Annotated in this window: 18 protein-coding genes; 12 read left to right on the forward strand and 6 right to left on the reverse strand. The window is 31.9% G+C overall.

What is annotated here, in order from left to right:
* Positions 1–126: 126 nt before the first annotated feature.
* On the reverse strand, positions 127–750 hold the full coding sequence (locus tag ACLBXA_RS17595; RefSeq protein ID WP_000436036.1) for a TetR/AcrR family transcriptional regulator: 624 nt from the start codon (positions 748–750) through the stop codon (positions 127–129).
* 121 nt (positions 751–871) lie between these two features.
* Here ACLBXA_RS17595 and ACLBXA_RS17600 point away from each other — a divergent pair, with 121 nt between their 5' ends.
* On the forward strand, positions 872–3103 hold the full coding sequence (locus tag ACLBXA_RS17600) for an MMPL family transporter (RefSeq protein WP_000716584.1): 2232 nt from the start codon (positions 872–874) through the stop codon (positions 3101–3103).
* Between the two features lie 46 nt (positions 3104–3149).
* Here ACLBXA_RS17600 and ACLBXA_RS17605 read toward each other — a convergent pair whose 3' ends face one another.
* The gene (locus ACLBXA_RS17605; protein ID WP_447617347.1) at positions 3150–3332 is read right to left on the reverse strand and encodes a DUF4021 domain-containing protein; all 183 of its coding nucleotides are present in this window, start codon (positions 3330–3332) and stop codon (positions 3150–3152) included.
* 200 nt (positions 3333–3532) lie between these two features.
* Between ACLBXA_RS17605 and catA the strand changes: the two genes are divergently transcribed.
* The 4 genes from catA (at position 3533) to ACLBXA_RS17625 (ending at position 6695) form a co-directional block, all read left to right on the forward strand.
* Entirely contained in the window at positions 3533–4183 is a 651-nt protein-coding gene (gene catA / locus ACLBXA_RS17610) for a type A chloramphenicol O-acetyltransferase (RefSeq protein ID WP_000668530.1), read from the forward strand.
* 343 nt (positions 4184–4526) lie between these two features.
* Positions 4527–5051 carry a GNAT family N-acetyltransferase gene (locus ACLBXA_RS17615; RefSeq protein ID WP_000670761.1) on the forward strand — a complete coding sequence of 175 codons (525 nt, stop codon included), beginning with the start codon at positions 4527–4529 and terminating at the stop codon, positions 5049–5051.
* Positions 5052–5088: 37 nt separating this feature from the next.
* Positions 5089–6027, forward strand: a complete 939-nt coding sequence (locus ACLBXA_RS17620; RefSeq protein ID WP_098832557.1) for a GNAT family N-acetyltransferase — start codon at positions 5089–5091, stop codon at positions 6025–6027.
* 158 nt (positions 6028–6185) lie between these two features.
* Positions 6186–6695, forward strand: coding sequence for a GNAT family N-acetyltransferase (locus ACLBXA_RS17625; protein ID WP_000512614.1), 510 nt, complete (start codon positions 6186–6188; stop codon positions 6693–6695).
* A gap of 25 nt (positions 6696–6720) precedes the next feature.
* Here the strand turns inward: ACLBXA_RS17625 and ACLBXA_RS17630 are convergent, their stop codons facing one another.
* Positions 6721–7608: a DMT family transporter gene (locus ACLBXA_RS17630; RefSeq protein WP_000841798.1), complete on the reverse strand. Its 888-nt coding sequence runs from the start codon at positions 7606–7608 to the stop codon at positions 6721–6723.
* A 170-nt stretch (positions 7609–7778) separates the two neighbouring features.
* Here ACLBXA_RS17630 and ACLBXA_RS17635 point away from each other — a divergent pair, with 170 nt between their 5' ends.
* From ACLBXA_RS17635 to ACLBXA_RS17650, 4 genes are all read left to right on the forward strand, one after another.
* Entirely contained in the window at positions 7779–8339 is a 561-nt protein-coding gene (locus tag ACLBXA_RS17635; protein ID WP_000581034.1) for a helix-turn-helix domain-containing protein, read from the forward strand.
* Between the two features lie 151 nt (positions 8340–8490).
* The gene (locus ACLBXA_RS17640; protein ID WP_000428903.1) at positions 8491–9438 is read left to right on the forward strand and encodes a hypothetical protein; all 948 of its coding nucleotides are present in this window, start codon (positions 8491–8493) and stop codon (positions 9436–9438) included.
* A gap of 169 nt (positions 9439–9607) precedes the next feature.
* Positions 9608–9757, forward strand: a complete 150-nt coding sequence (locus tag ACLBXA_RS17645; RefSeq protein WP_000417698.1) for an aspartyl-phosphate phosphatase Spo0E family protein — start codon at positions 9608–9610, stop codon at positions 9755–9757.
* Between the two features lie 177 nt (positions 9758–9934).
* A complete protein-coding gene (locus ACLBXA_RS17650; protein WP_000860361.1) occupies positions 9935–11326 on the forward strand; it encodes a protoporphyrinogen oxidase in 1392 nt (463 codons plus the stop codon).
* Positions 11327–11381: 55 nt separating this feature from the next.
* On the opposite strand, the gene ACLBXA_RS17655 is transcribed toward ACLBXA_RS17650, so the two are convergent.
* Positions 11382–11930, reverse strand: coding sequence for a hypothetical protein (locus ACLBXA_RS17655; protein WP_000275242.1), 549 nt, complete (start codon positions 11928–11930; stop codon positions 11382–11384).
* Between the two features lie 310 nt (positions 11931–12240).
* Between ACLBXA_RS17655 and ACLBXA_RS17660 the strand changes: the two genes are divergently transcribed.
* Complete coding sequence (locus ACLBXA_RS17660; RefSeq protein ID WP_000885387.1) at positions 12241–12792, forward strand: GNAT family N-acetyltransferase; 552 nt, start codon at positions 12241–12243, stop codon at positions 12790–12792.
* Between the two features lie 42 nt (positions 12793–12834).
* Here ACLBXA_RS17660 and ACLBXA_RS17665 read toward each other — a convergent pair whose 3' ends face one another.
* Together ACLBXA_RS17665 and cspD are read right to left on the reverse strand one after the other, a co-directional pair.
* Entirely contained in the window at positions 12835–13020 is a 186-nt protein-coding gene (locus ACLBXA_RS17665) for a cold-shock protein (RefSeq protein ID WP_000286203.1), read from the reverse strand.
* 86 nt (positions 13021–13106) lie between these two features.
* Positions 13107–13310, reverse strand: coding sequence for a cold-shock protein CspD (gene cspD / locus ACLBXA_RS17670; protein WP_000176366.1), 204 nt, complete (start codon positions 13308–13310; stop codon positions 13107–13109).
* Between the two features lie 383 nt (positions 13311–13693).
* Between cspD and ACLBXA_RS17675 the strand changes: the two genes are divergently transcribed.
* Both ACLBXA_RS17675 and ACLBXA_RS17680 read left to right on the forward strand, forming a co-directional pair.
* Positions 13694–14590 carry a CPBP family intramembrane glutamic endopeptidase gene (locus tag ACLBXA_RS17675; RefSeq protein WP_001180192.1) on the forward strand — a complete coding sequence of 299 codons (897 nt, stop codon included), beginning with the start codon at positions 13694–13696 and terminating at the stop codon, positions 14588–14590.
* Positions 14590–15249 (forward strand): AAA family ATPase, encoded by a 660-nt coding sequence (locus ACLBXA_RS17680; protein WP_003309476.1) that lies wholly within the window; start codon positions 14590–14592, stop codon positions 15247–15249. The genes ACLBXA_RS17675 and ACLBXA_RS17680 overlap by 1 nt, the downstream gene beginning before the upstream one ends.
* The last annotated feature ends 181 nt before the right edge of the window (positions 15250–15430 follow it).

The raw sequence follows: 15430 nt of genomic DNA on the forward strand, positions 1-15430 counted from the left end.
AGGCAAAATTAAAAATGAGCCCGGTACAATACCGGACTCACTTTTATCAAGCTGCCTAATGAAATAACCGTGTCTAACTTTTAGGGGTCACTTCATAAACATGCTCTTTTATTAAAGTAAATCAGTTTAATATGAATGACCTAACCCATTCCAATAAAAAGAAACGATTTCTTGTGCTAATTCATCTATATTTGCAAGAATAGGATTGTGATTCTCATCTTTAAAATTCCCAATTGATAATAAAGATACGAAAGCATGAGCCGCAAATGTAGCGTTTCCTTTCGGAATTTCTCCGATGTGCATCGCAGTATCGAGTGCTTTTTCTAGTACTTCATACATATTATCTTCAGCATTTTTTAATTCTTTCAATTGTTTTTCAGATAACGACAGTTTTGCATCTTTCATAAAATTTTTCATATCAATATCCATCGTTGCGTGTAAGTAAACTTTAGCGAAGTCTAATAATCTTTCTTCTAACGTTTTGTTTGTAGAGAGTATTTGAGACATATTTTCGCGTATACGTACCATCATTTCGGTCATAGTAGCGGTAAATAAATCGGCTTTTGTTGAATAGTAATAGTAGACAGTTGCTTTCGTAACACCACAAACTTTTGCGACCTCATCCATAGAAACGACTTGATAATTTTGTGTAAGAAATAAGCGGGTTGCCACTTCTAAAATGGTTTCTTTTGTAGATTTTGTATTTTTATTTTGACGCGGCCTTCCGAGAGGACGTTGTTTTTGTTCCAAATACATTCGCTCCTGACATTTATGATTGAGATAATTATAACATAATTTTCAATCATTCTTGATTAATTAACCGACCAGTATATATAATTAATAATGGAGGAAAAAAGGAAGGTGGGTTTTTATGAAAAAGCACCCGTTACATATGTTAGGGAGGCTTGTAGCAGGGAAAAATACGCAATGGATCACTTTATCGGTGTGGGTTCTTATTACATTATTACTTTCATTTACGTTACCACAAGTAAACAGTACGAAAGAACCGAATCCAAAAAATTTACCTGAAACAGCTATGTCACAGCAAGCGGAAGCGCTTATGAAAAAAGAGTTTCCGAATAATACAGGGAATCCATTGTTAGTAGTATGGTATAGAGATGGTGGATTACAGTCACAGGATTATAAACTCATACAAGACGTTTATAAAGAGTTAAAAGCTAGTCCTTTAAAAGAACAATCAACGTTACCGCCATTTGATACAATTCCAGAGCAAGTATTATCAAAAAGTGCATCAAAAGATGGTACATCATTTGTTACACCGGTATTCTTTAATAAATCTGCTGGTACGGATATATTAAAAGGAAATCTGGAAAAACTTGAAAAAATAGTGAATAGTAAGGTGGATGAAGATCCATTTAAACAAAAAATAAGTGAATCTGGTTTACATGTTCGATTATCTGGGCCTGTAGGTATTCAAACGGATGCAGTTAGTTTATTTAGTCAAGCAGATGTGAAATTGTTAGTGGCTACTGTATTATTAGTCTTGGTCCTATTAATTTTGCTTTACCGTTCGCCAATTTTAGCAATTTTACCTATACTTGTTGTTGGCTTTGCATACGGTATCATTAGTCCTACACTCGGTTTTTTAGCTGATCACGGATGGATTAAAGTAGATGCCCAAGCAATATCAATTATGACAGTATTATTGTTTGGTGCTGGAACGGACTATTGTCTATTTTTAATTTCAAGATATAGAGAGTACTTGTTAGAAGAAGAAAGTAAATATAAAGCATTACAACTTGCGATTAAAGCTTCTGGCGGTGCAATAATAATGAGTGCGTTAACTGTTGTACTTGGATTAGGAACATTACTACTTGCTCATTATGGTGCCTTTCATCGATTTGCAGTACCATTTAGTGTTGCTGTATTTATAATGGGAATCGCGGCTTTAACCATTTTACCAGCACTATTATTAATTTTCGGTAGGATTGCATTTTTCCCGTTTATACCGAGAACAACTTCAATGAATGAGGAGTTTGCAAGAAAGAAAAAGAGGGCTGTAAAAGTTGAAAAATCAAAAGGCTCCTTTAGTAAAAAACTTGGAGATGTAGTAGTACGAAGACCGTGGACAATAATTATGCTAACTGTGTTTGTATTAGGTGGATTGGCTTCGTTCGTACCACGTATTCAATACACATATGACTTATTAGAATCGTTTCCAAAGGATATGCCTTCTCGTGAAGGGTTTACGTTAATTAGTGATCATTTCTCAGCTGGTGAACTAGCACCAGTAAAAGTGGTTGTTGATACGAAAGGAAAAGAGCTTCCTATTAAACAAGAACTAGAGAAATTTTCTTTCGTAAATACAGTGAAAGAGCCAAAAGAGGGAAAAGAAAATAAGCAAATACAAATGTATGAAGTTTCTTTAGCGGAAAATCCATACTCAATTGAAGCGTTAAATCAAATTCCTAAATTGAAAAGTAATGTAGAAAAAGTATTAAAAGATGCTGGGATTCGTAATACTGAAGATCAATTGTGGATTGGTGGAGAAACAGCTTCATTATATGATACAAAGCAAATTACTGAACGTGATGAATCAGTAATTATTCCAGTAATGATTAGCATTATCGCTTTACTATTACTTGTCTACTTACGATCGGTTGTTGCGATGATTTATTTAATTGTAACTGTCGTTTTATCATTCTTCTCAGCGTTAGGAGCAGGATGGATATTGCTTCATTACGGTATGGGAGCGCCGGCCATTCAAGGTGCGATACCGTTGTACGCATTCGTATTTTTAGTTGCTTTAGGTGAAGATTATAATATCTTTATGGTTTCAGAAATATGGAAAAACAGAAAGACACAAAATCACTTGGATGCAGTAAAAAATGGTGTAATACAAACAGGTAGTGTTATTACATCGGCAGGTTTAATTTTAGCAGGAACTTTTGCAGTGTTAGGTACACTTCCAATTCAAGTATTAGTTCAATTTGGTATTGTAACTGCAATTGGCGTATTACTAGATACGTTTATCGTAAGACCGTTACTTGTACCCGCAATTACAGTTGTGTTAGGCCGATTTGCTTTTTGGCCAGGTAAACTTTCAAGAAAGAGTGAAGAAATACAAAAGGTGGATGCATAGTTGAAAAAGCCAAGGATATTTTCCTTGGCTTTTTCAATGTAGTTAATTAATTTTTTGAAGTCAAATCATCAGCTGAAGCGTGATCAGCATCTTCAATTGTTGTTTCGGGCATTCCGTATAAGCCGTTCATTGCTTGTTCTTCGGTAGTAAGGTTTGCAGTATTATTATTTTGAATAGATGTAGTGTTTTCAGTAACATTTTCTTTTTTATTCATATTTTTGTTATTCATGTATGTATCCTCCAAATTTCATTTGATTTATCTATAGTATGTGGATGGATTTCCAGAAATATGTGAATTGATTCTTACATATGTTATATAATTAAATAAATAATTAGGGTGAAATGTACACTGTTAGGAGTGAACAATTATGGTGAAAGCAAGGGAATTAGCCTTCTAAAATAAAAAGAAAATTTTAGGAGGCTATTAGAATGAAGTTCCATGTAATTGATAGAGAAGATTGGAATAGAGAGCAGTATTTTGAGCATTATTTAAAGTTGAAATGTACATTTAGTATGACTGTGAATGTTGATATCACGATGTTATTAGAGGAAGTATATCAAAAGGGAATAAAATTTTATCCCGTTTTTATATATTTAATTTCTAGAGTAGTAAATAATCATAAAAAATTTCGAACATGTTTTAACGATGAAGGAGTTTTAGGCTATTGGGAGGAAATGATACCGAATTATACAATCTTTCATAAAGATGATAAGTCTTTTTCAAGTATATGGACGGATTATTCAAGTGATTTCCGCACTTTCTATAAAAATTATGAAGACGATATGAGATGCTATGCTAATGTTCATGGTCTTTTCACGAAAGAAAATATTCCGCCTAATGTATTTCCGATTTCTAGCATACCTTGGACTAGTTTTACTGGATTTAATCTTAATATTAATAATGATGAAAAATTTCTATTGCCAATTATAACTTGTGGGAAATATTTTAACGAAGGAAATAAGGTTATGCTACCAGTTTCATTGCAAGTACATCATTCGGTTTGTGATGGATATGATGCGAGTCAATTTATAGAAGATTTACAGCAGTTAAGTAATACTTGCAACGAGTGGCTTAAGTAATATCTAATTTTTAATTATATAAAGTGAAACTTTAATCAGTGGGGGGGGGTCAGCCCTCACCAATCGGGCGTTCACGGGCAGCAGGGCCCCACCTAACTTCTTTGCTTTTGCTGAATTTTGAGGTGGGGGTCTTACTGTCCGGCAAATAGCGGGATAAAATTGAAAATGAATAAAAGAAGAGAACATGTTGATATTACATGGTCTCTTCTTTTATTCATTAATACTAAGTAATTGTGGAAAATATAGGGTGATTTGTAGTTTAATAGTAAAGAGAGTGATTAGTATTAATTTTCTTTGTTTTTAAAAATTTAAGGATATAAATGTTTTAATAGGGGGGAATAAAGTGAAATTCTTAAGCATTGAAAAAGATGAAATCTTAATTGGGAATATGGCAAAATTGTATTGTAAAGTATTTGAGAAAACAAATTTCAATGAAATGATCGAGCGAATGAATAGGCATATAGAATATACAGGTTTTAAAGGTATAGTAGCAATAAATGATGAAAATGAAGTAGTTGGCTTTACTTATGGTTATCGCTCAATGGAGGGACAGTACTATAATCAATTAATGAGAGAAGCGTTACATCTAGAGCAAGTAGACGAATGGTTACAAGATTGTTTTGAATTTGTAGAGTTAGCAGTTCACCCACAATACCAAAATGAAGGTCTTGGAACGAAATTACATAATAAATTACTAGAAGGGCTTTCAAATAGAACAAGTGTTTTAACAACACAAATAAACAATGAAAAAGCACGTTCGTTATATGAAAGATTAGATTGGGTAAATGTATTAGAGCCATTTCATCCAAGTAAAAATGATGTTCCATATATAATAATGGGAAAAGCATTAAAAATAAAAGTGAATTGATAATTATGGAATTCACAATAGTTGTTGGTTTGTAATAATGAAAGGGAAAACAACAATGCTATCTATAGAAAAAGCTACAATTTTAGATGCTGAGAAATTAACAGAAATAATGAAAAGAACATTTGATGCAGAAGCAAAACAATGGCTATACGGCCAAGATAATGTCATTGATTATAACATTCAACCGCCAGGATATTCTTCAGTTGAAATGATGGAATATTCCATTGAAGAATTGGATTCTTTCAAAGTTGTCATGGATAAAGAAATAATCGGAGGGATAATAGTTACGATTTCTGGTAAGTCGTACGGTCGAATTGATCGTATTTTTGTAGATCCTGTTTATCAAGGAAAAGGAATTGGATCACATGTTATGAAATTAATAGAAAAGGAATATCCGAACATAAAGATTTGGGATCTCGAAACATCTAGTAGACAAATTAACAATCATCACTTTTATAAAAAGATAGGTTACCAAATGATTTTTGAATCGGAAGATGAGTATTGTTACGTGAAAAGAATAAAAACAAGCTCAAACAAAGAGAGTGTAGTTACAAATAAAGATATGAAAAATAGTCAATACGAAAACTGTAATTTAGCAAATACAGAGTATTATCAAGTGAATTTAAAAAACAGTTCATTTGTTGGTAGCAATATAATGAATACGAATATGAGTAATTGTAATGTAAGTCAATCAAAGTTTAGAAATATAAATTTTAGAAGGTCATCATATGCAGATTTAAATCTTTCTGGCAGTAAATTTAATTTGGTGACTTTAGGTGGAGTACAATTTAAAAATACAAGTCTCGGAGATGAGAAGGAACCTATTGTATTCGATAAATGTGATTTGGAAGGTAGCACCATAAGTAATAGTAATCTGAAAAATATTGAAATAGAAAATTGTGATATATTCGGCATGAAACTAAATGGTATTCTGATTGAAAATTTGCTTAATTTATATAACAAGGTGAAAAGTTAACCATATCCATATAGTTGTTAATCTTTTAGGAAAATAAGTATTATATCGAAATAATTATGTGAAAATGACATAAAGAAATACGAGTGAGAAGGTCATTCATACACGTTTCTAGAATACACACAAACAAATATATTGTTATTTATATGGAGGAGAGAAAGATGGGGATCAACGTTAGAGCAGTAGAAATAAAAGATGCTAGAGCAATTCATCGTATATGTATACAAGATGAAGTTTTACCGTATATGGTTTTCTTACCTAGCATGCGTGTAGACGCTATGGAAAATAGAATTCGAAATTTAGCACCAAATCAATTTGAATTTGTTGCAGAATATGATGGAGAAATTGTTGGGTTTGTAGGTTTAACACAAAGTCCGGGACGAAGATCTCATTCAGGCGATTTATTCATTGGGGTCGATAGTGAATATCATAATAAAGGAATTGGGAAAGTACTTCTTACGAAGATGCTTGATCTGGCTGATAATTGGTTAATGTTAGAGAGAGTAGAACTAGGTGTGTTAGAAACGAATCCAAAAGCAAAAGCTTTATATGAAAAATTTGGATTTGTAGAAGAGGGAGTAAAGATAGGGAATTTGAAAGCTCAAGGAAAGTTTATTAATGAAATTATGATGAGTCGTTTTAGACCGGATGGTTTAATTGTACATAATTAATAGTTAAAAGCATGACAGTATACTGTCATGCTTTTTTATTAGAATTTGGCTGTAATAAAAATAATACTAAACCAATAAAAATAACGGTAATTCCTAGTCCTTGTTGTAAAGAAATGGTCTCATGTAATATAAAGTACGCTAGTATACAAGTTCCAATTGTTTCTCCTAAAATGCTCATGGAAATTAAAGTAGCACTCATCCATTTTAATAACCAATTAAAAATGGTTTGTCCTAAAATTGTAGCAATGAAAGCTAATCCAATAAAGCACAACCAAGTTTGTGTAGAATAATGGATGAAAGATTCTTGTTGCGTGAAAGCAAATATGCCAAGAAAGCCAGCACTACTTCCATAACTAATTACCGAATATGGTATAAGTGCCAAATCTTTACGAACGTGTTGGCTAATGAAAAAATAAGCAGTAATGATACCGGCAGCGATAAATGCTAAAATATCTCCATATAAAGCTGCTCCACTAATTTGGAAATCTTGCCAGCCAATAACGATACTACCTGAAATAGCGATGAGGCAACCAATAACCGCTCCTTTCGTAAATCTCTCCTTAAATAAAAAATAAACACCAATCATTGAGAACAAAGGTTGCAGCGTTACGATAACTGTAGAGCTTGCTACAGAAGTATATTGTAATGATTCAAACCAAAGTACATAATGTGCAGCTAAAAATAGCCCAGATATGGATCCGAATCCCCATTGTTTTTTCGTTAAAGTTTTTAGCTCATTTCGACTATTTTTATTAAATAGTAATAACGGTAACAGAATCAGTGTGGCAAAGAATAATCGGTAAAAAGCAATGATTGTAGCAGGAGCATCTGCCAATTTTACAAAAATTGCAGAAGTTGATAAGGCGAATACACCAAAAAATAAGATGCAATATGAAAGAATAGGTGATTTCAAAGTTTGTCCCTCCGATAGAATGTTTATTATAATAAACTTAATACGATATAATGTACAAAAGTAAGTATATAAGTCCCAGAGATGATAGGGAAGGATTATTTGCCTTTGTTTAGTATGTCAGCACAAAGACAAAGAAACATGCATTATGATGGACGAAAGGAATTTTTACTATGATACATGATAGGCTTGGACAAACGGTATTAAGTTACCGTAAGAAAAATAACATGACAATTCGTGAATTCGCTGATTATGCAGGGATTAGTACATCGTTAATTAGCCAAATTGAAAGAGGGCATGCTAATCCTTCTTTAAATGTTTTGGAATTAATTGCAAAAGCATTAAATGTACCGCTGTTTACACTTTTTATTAACGAAATTGATACAGATTCGCTCATTTCTAAGAAAAAAGATCGAAAAAAAGTATATCGGGAAAACAATAATCACATTGTATATGATGTATTAACACCTGATTTTATGAAAGCACGTATTGAAATGCTAATGATGGATTTAAATAAACAAGCAAACACAACAGAAAGCCATTATTCCCATGAAGATAAGGAAGAGATTGCTGTTGTTATGAAAGGGGAAGTGTATGTGGAATTGGAGGGAAAAGAATATTTTTTAGAAGAAGGCGATGTTGTACGTATTCCACCGAATGTGAAGCATCGATTTTTGAATAAAAGTGATGAATCGAATCACATTTTATTTGTACTGACACCATCTTTAGGGTGAAAATATAGTGATTTTTATCCTGCATTAACGGGCAGTAAGACCTCCCTCAAAATTCAGCGAAAGTAAAGAAGTTAGGTGGGGGATTAACTGCCCATAAATGCCCGATTGGTAAGGGCTGATTAAAGTTTCACTTTATTAGGGGAGATAGAAAATGGAAAACAAAAGTATTTTAAAAGGCGGCCTTTCAATTATTTCTCAATGCAAAAAAGAAACAAATGATATTTGGCATGCGCATTTTGGAGCAGCTGCAATTGCTAGTTATTTTTTTATGAAAGATAATAATATTAATGAAGAAACAGCTCGTAATATGTATTCGCAAACAAGGATGATGCTGAACAAGAAAAAAATTGGTGAGATGATTGATGATAAAAAAGAAATAGATTTTCAAATTGCGGAGAATATGATTATAAAATCTTTAGAACAAACGATTGATGAACTTCATTGGGTGGGGCATAACGTCATTTATGCGTCATTAAGTTTATTGGCTATGAAAGAGCTACAAAAATGGGGCGATAATCAAGCAATTGAAGGGATTACTACTCTTATTTTATCATTTCGAAAAACAATTCCAGGTAGATCGTGGATTGGTTATACGACGAAAGAAGTAAAACAATTAAGTTTTGAAGATGAGATAAAAAGTGAATTGAGTAATCCAACACAAGTATCTCAGTTCATTTTAAATGAGTTATCGAAATTTAATAGTATTTATCGAGCGGAATCGCATCATGATTTAATTGGGCATTTGCTTACTTACTCCCACGCAATTAATATAATGTACGATTTAGGGCATATAGATATATTTCAACGAGGGATACGCCCGCTTTTAAAACTAGTATACGTACTACGAGCTAGCCAAAAGCTCAAGCTGAATACGGGAATAACTTTACACTCACCTATAGATCGATTACCTTTAATTCAATCTAAACGTGCAAATATTTTACCAACTGAAAATATATTTTGGATAAAAGACTATAGTGAATTCGATTGGGATTTTGGTCATGTATTTAAATTCTCATATAGTTATTTTAATCATATAAAGAGAGCTCCAGATTATAAAGATATAACATTAGAAAAATTCCGGTATGTTATTAATTCTTAATGAACGTCAATAATCTGTAAGAGGGAGCTTAATCTAGTTTCTTTTTTGTTAGTAGTATATTATTTTTTCAAATTTGTAAGATTTTACATGCGTATTTTACTTTTACTAATTATGTAAGTAGGCTATACTGAAATACATACATTTTATTTTTGGAGAGATGTAAAACGACATGGAACTAGCGAAATTAGAAAAAGTAATTGAAATAAAAAAAGAAGAACTTTTATATTTAGTATCGGATTATGGAATTCAACATGAAAAAGTATTGGCATTGAGTCAAGAACTAGACAAATTAATCAATTACTTTATGTTTTTAAAATAAAGAGAACTATGACGTGGTTTGTATATGTTATAGTTCTTTTTTATTAGGTAATTTGAAAATATATTCAAATATATTGTCTAATTTCTTACAGAATGCGCAACTTGCTAGTCGAATATAAGGACTTTTGGTTATAATAAAAAGGAATTATTAATTGTATCGGTTAGGAGCGCAGCACATATGAAAACAGTTGTTGTTATCGGTGGAGGTATAACGGGACTTTCTACTATGTTTTATTTAGAAAAATTAAAAAAGGATTATAATATCGATTTAAATTTAATTCTTATTGAGAAAGAAGAGTATTTAGGTGGTAAAATCCATAGTGTGGAAGAAAAGGATTTCATTATGGAGTCAGGAGCGGATTCAATCGTTGCTCGTAATGAATATGTTATGCCACTTGTAAAAGATTTAAATTTAGAAGATGAAATGGTATATAATGAAACGGGTATTTCTTACATATATTCTGAAAACATGTTACATCCGATTCCTTCTGATACTATATTTGGGATACCGATGAGCGCCCAGTCTTTGTTTAGCAGTACGCTAGTCTCAACGAAAGGGAAAATCGTAGCTTTAAAAGATTTCATAACGAAAAATAAAGAGTTTACGAAAGATACATCACTTGCTCTATTTTTAGAAAGTTTCTTAGGGAAAGAGTTAGTGGAAAGACAAATTGCTCCTGTACTTTCAGGCGTATATTCTGGTAAATTGAATGAGCTTACAATGGCATCTACATTACCGTATTTACTGGATTATAAAAATAAGTATGGAAGTATTATTAAAGGTTTTGAAGAGAATAAAAAACAATTTCAATCAGCAGGAAATAAAAAATTCGTATCATTTAAAGGTGGACTATCTACGATAATTAATCGCTTAGAAGAAGTGCTTACTGAAACTGTCGTAAAAAAAGGTGCTATAACGACGGCTGTAAGTAAACAAGAAGATCGATATGAGATTTCTTTTGTAAATCATGAAACAATACAAGCTGATTATGTTGTTTTAGCAGCTCCGCATGATATAGCACAAACTTTATTACAGTCTAATGAGTTAAATGAGCAGTTTAATACATTTAAAAACTCATCTCTTATAAGTATTTACTTAGGATTTGACATACTAGATGAACAACTACCAGCTGACGGCACAGGATTTATTGTAACGGAAAACAGTGATTTACATTGTGATGCTTGTACATGGACAAGTCGAAAGTGGAAACATACATCCGGTAAACAAAAATTATTGGTAAGAATGTTTTATAAGAGCACCAATCCGGTATATGAAACAATCAAAAATTATAGTGAAGAAGAATTAGTACGAGTAGCTTTATATGATATTGAAAAGAGTCTCGGAATTAAAGGTGAACCAGAAGTAGTCGAAGTTACAAATTGGAAAGATTTAATGCCGAAATATCATTTAGAACATAATCAAGCGGTTCAAGCATTGCAAGAAAAAATGACGAATCTTTATCCAAATATATATTTAGCTGGTGCCTCATATTATGGTGTCGGAATTGGTGCGTGTATTGGAAATGGAAAGAATATAGCCAATGAAATAATGGCTACATTAAATGAATAATACTGTAGAATAAATAAAAACTGTTCCTTCAGCAAAATGGAGGAACAGTTTTTATTTATTTTATTTGAATGGAAATTGTATTGTTTTTTACATTGTTTTCTTTTATTGTTAATGTTATTTCTCCAGACTCTTTAAATGAATACGGTGATAGTTGATAAATATCTTTTATATCATGTTTTTCTTGTAACTTATTTATCGGTATTGATACGATATTTGGCTCCCATGTTTCTTGTTTTCCTGAAGGATATTCTATAAGTATTACCGGATTTTTTAACTGCCTTGTTTTCCAAGAGACGAAATATAGTTGAACTTCTGTATCTTTTTTTAATAATTCTTCGGAGAAATAACCGAATTCGCCTACATTACCGAAAATAGTGTAGTTTTGATTTTTAAATTTAATATCTAAATAACTAGGTTGAAATGTTACTACATGATAAGTTCCATATGAAAGTGAGAGTATGGCAGCGATTAAAATACCGATTGAAAATGTCTTAAAGCTATTGCCTTTAAAGCTAGTCATCATGAATGAGTTTGGTGTGAATTTTTTTGCGAATAAAAAAATAAGTAATATGAGTAAGAGGGATAAGCCGATGAATATATACATAGGAAATTTACACCTCCACAATAAAATAATATATTAACTATATTTTACCATAAATGTATGGGGTAGGTTGGTTGTTTAGAAGGAGAAAATGAAGAAACAATTTCTTTACAGTTCTTGATAATTTAAAATTCGATTTATGGAAATTATAGCGTCATGTTTGAGGTGCAATCAGAAGGTATCTAATTCGTGTATATAGAATTAAGAGAGAATGTGCCATTAGAAATGTTTGATTTATGGAACAATAAGGACTTTACTAATTATACATATTTTTTCTGATATAATGAATGAGTAGAGAGAAAGGAGTGATCCTATGGCATTTCCTATATTAGAAACAGAACGCTTACGTTTAGTTGAAATAGAACAATCTTATTGTCAAAAAATATATGAAATCTTTTCATTGGATGAAGTGACGTGTTACTACGGTATGAATTCTTTTACGGAGTTTGGACAAGCTTCACGTATGATCGAATCTTTTTCAAAAAATTACTTTGAGAAAAAGGCAATACGATGGGGAATTGTGTTAAAAGAAACGAACGTTTTAATAGGAACAATTGGACTAAACAATTTACAATTATGGAGTAAACGATCTGAGATTGGATATGATCTGCATCCTCGCTATTGGGGAAATGGTTATGCTTCAGAAGCAGCTGGAGAAATTATTGATTATGGATTTAAAGATTTAGGTTTGTTTAGAATTGGAGCTATTACATATCCTGAAAATGTTACTTCTTGTAGAATGTTATCTAAAATTGGCTTCCAAAAGGAAGGGCTATTGCGCGGATATATTCATCAAGGAAATAAGCAACACGATGCATTATTGTATTCTATAGTGCGAACTGATGTTGAGGACATAAATTTATAATAAAAAAACCTCTTAATTAAAAGAGGTTTTTTTTATTATAAATTAACCTAATTTAGGTAATAAACGTTCTCCGCTTTTCATGCTACTTTTACATAAAGGGCATTTAGGCTCTTCTTCAAATGAAAAGTTCTTTCTCATCCATCCTAAACAATCCTCTGATTCACATTCCCAAACAGGGGTTTGTTCTGGTGGTACTTCTGCTACATCGTTCTTTCGATTGCGATACATGTAACCACTCCTTTTATGTAAAAAATTTTAGTTATATATTAAAAAGGTTGTTAACCTTGCTGGTAACAACCTTTTTATTGTTTGAATTATAGCTTTACAACGTTTTTAGCTTGAGGTCCGCGGTTACCTTCTTCAACTTCGAAGCTAACTTCTTGACCTTCGTCAAGAGACTTGAAGCCGTCGCCAGTGATAGCTGAGAAGTGAACGAATACGTCGTTACCGTCTGCAACTTCGATGAAACCGAAACCTTTTTCGCTGTTAAACCATTTTACTTTACCTGTTAATGTCATGGTAATGCCTCCTAAAAGTAGAAAAATTACAATATGATCGGCCTTATTTGAATGAAAATAAAATTTCACATATTATCAAAAACCCATAAGGAGTACAAACTGTCCCTGATTGATACTTGATAATATGCAAAGAAAATATAGTGTTAAATTGACCTTAATTACTATCTTACAACAAATGGTGGGAAATAGCAAGTGCTGGTAATACCACTGAGTAATCTGGGTGATAATAGTAAAGGCACAAAGGCACCTCTTTTATTTATATATTATTCCTAATTTGGATTTATTCCAAACAAAAATCATTTATATGAAAAAATAAGTTTAAATAAAAGGCTAAATATTATTTTAATATTGCTGATGAGTACCATAATTAGGAGGATAGAATATTGCAAAATAAACAATTTAAAATAATTGAAGCAGCAAAAGAAGGAAGAAGAAAAGTTCATCCTGTTTTTGCTGTCATACTCGCGATTATATTTTTAACTTTAGGTGAATTATTTATGTTGTTTATGCTGATTTTACCGAAAGCAGAAACAACTTTTATGAAGGCGATTTATAGCGACATTGAGATGATATTAACGTTTGGCGGCGCAATATTTTTTGTGTTTTTATGGATTAGATTTGTAGAGAAAAGATCATTTTCATCCATTGGTTTTTGGAGAAATCAATGGATAAGAAAATATTTGAGAGGTACATTAATAGGATTTGTTTTCATTTCAATACCAGTAATTTTACTCCTATTAGCAGGAGTTGTAACATTACAAATACAAAAAATTACAGTAACCGCTATATTGGGTATTGTAGGTTCTTTAGTTGCATTTTTAATACAAGGGGCAACGGAAGAAATTATTGTACGAGGTTGGTTATTCTCGGTTCTTTCTGTTAGAAGTCGTATATGGGTTGGGATTGTTGTGACATCTTTCTTATTTGGTTTTCTTCATTTACTTAATCCAGGTATTACAATTCTTTCAATATCGAATATAATATTAGTTGGTGTATTTGCAGCTTTTTACGTTTTAAAAGACAGTAGTCTGTGGGGGATTTGCGCATGGCATTCCATTTGGAATTGGGCACAATATAACGTCTACGGTTTTGCAGTTAGCGGGATGACCATATATTCAACTCCGCTATTTAAACCTGCAACAAATGGCCCCGAATTCCTTCATGGAGGCACGTTCGGAATTGAAGGTAGTATCATTACAACAATCATGCTCACTGTCGCTTCAATTGTTTTATGGAGAAAGTTATGGGGAAGAAAAGCGAAACAACGAAATTTTAGTTAATGAAAGAGGGAGAAACTATGGGGATAATAGCATTTGAGGGAGCAAGCGCTGTTGGTAAAAGTACCACGTGCCGTGAATTAGAAAAGAATTATGGTGCTTATATAATACCTGAAGTCAATTCTTTATTTGAAAGGCCAAAAAATGAACATAGAACATGGTATTTTGAAAAACAAGTTGAGCGCTGGAATATAGCTGTTCAGAAGTCAGAGCAATATGAATTAGTAATACTCGATGGCGATATATATCAGCCACTTAGTTATAATTGGTGTTTTCATTTTGATCTATTTAATCAGCCATTATCTTTAATAGAAAATTTTTATAAAGAAAAGATGATAAATAGGGAAATTGGTTTTCCGGATCAATATTTTTATTTATATACGAACGATGAAGAACTTAGAAAGCGGAAAGTATCTGATGAAACGAAAAGAAGGAGAAACTTTGAAAAACATTTACATATATCAAAATCGTTTCAGTGTTATTATGAAAATTTAAATTCTGTTACAGATGGGTATTGTAAATTAATTGAGGCGAAAAGTGTAAAATCGAATGAAATAGAAATTGTAAAGAATTTAAACAGTTTAAATGTTTGTGAAGAAAGACGTTTTGATGTTTCGAGGTTAGATGCTATTACGAAGTGGTTAAAAGAAAATCGTGCATAAAGTAAAAACAACGAGTGTTATTTATCGCGCTCGTTGTTTTTTGTTTCTTTATAAATATAAAGGGAAAATTTGTAGAATATTTTCAATATTTAACAGAATAATCTTTCAATTTTAAAGAAAAAGAAATACAATATGAGGAAGTATATATAAATAATATGATAGGGGATGGGATGCGATATTT

Source organism: Bacillus sp. D48C (genome assembly GCF_053345735.1).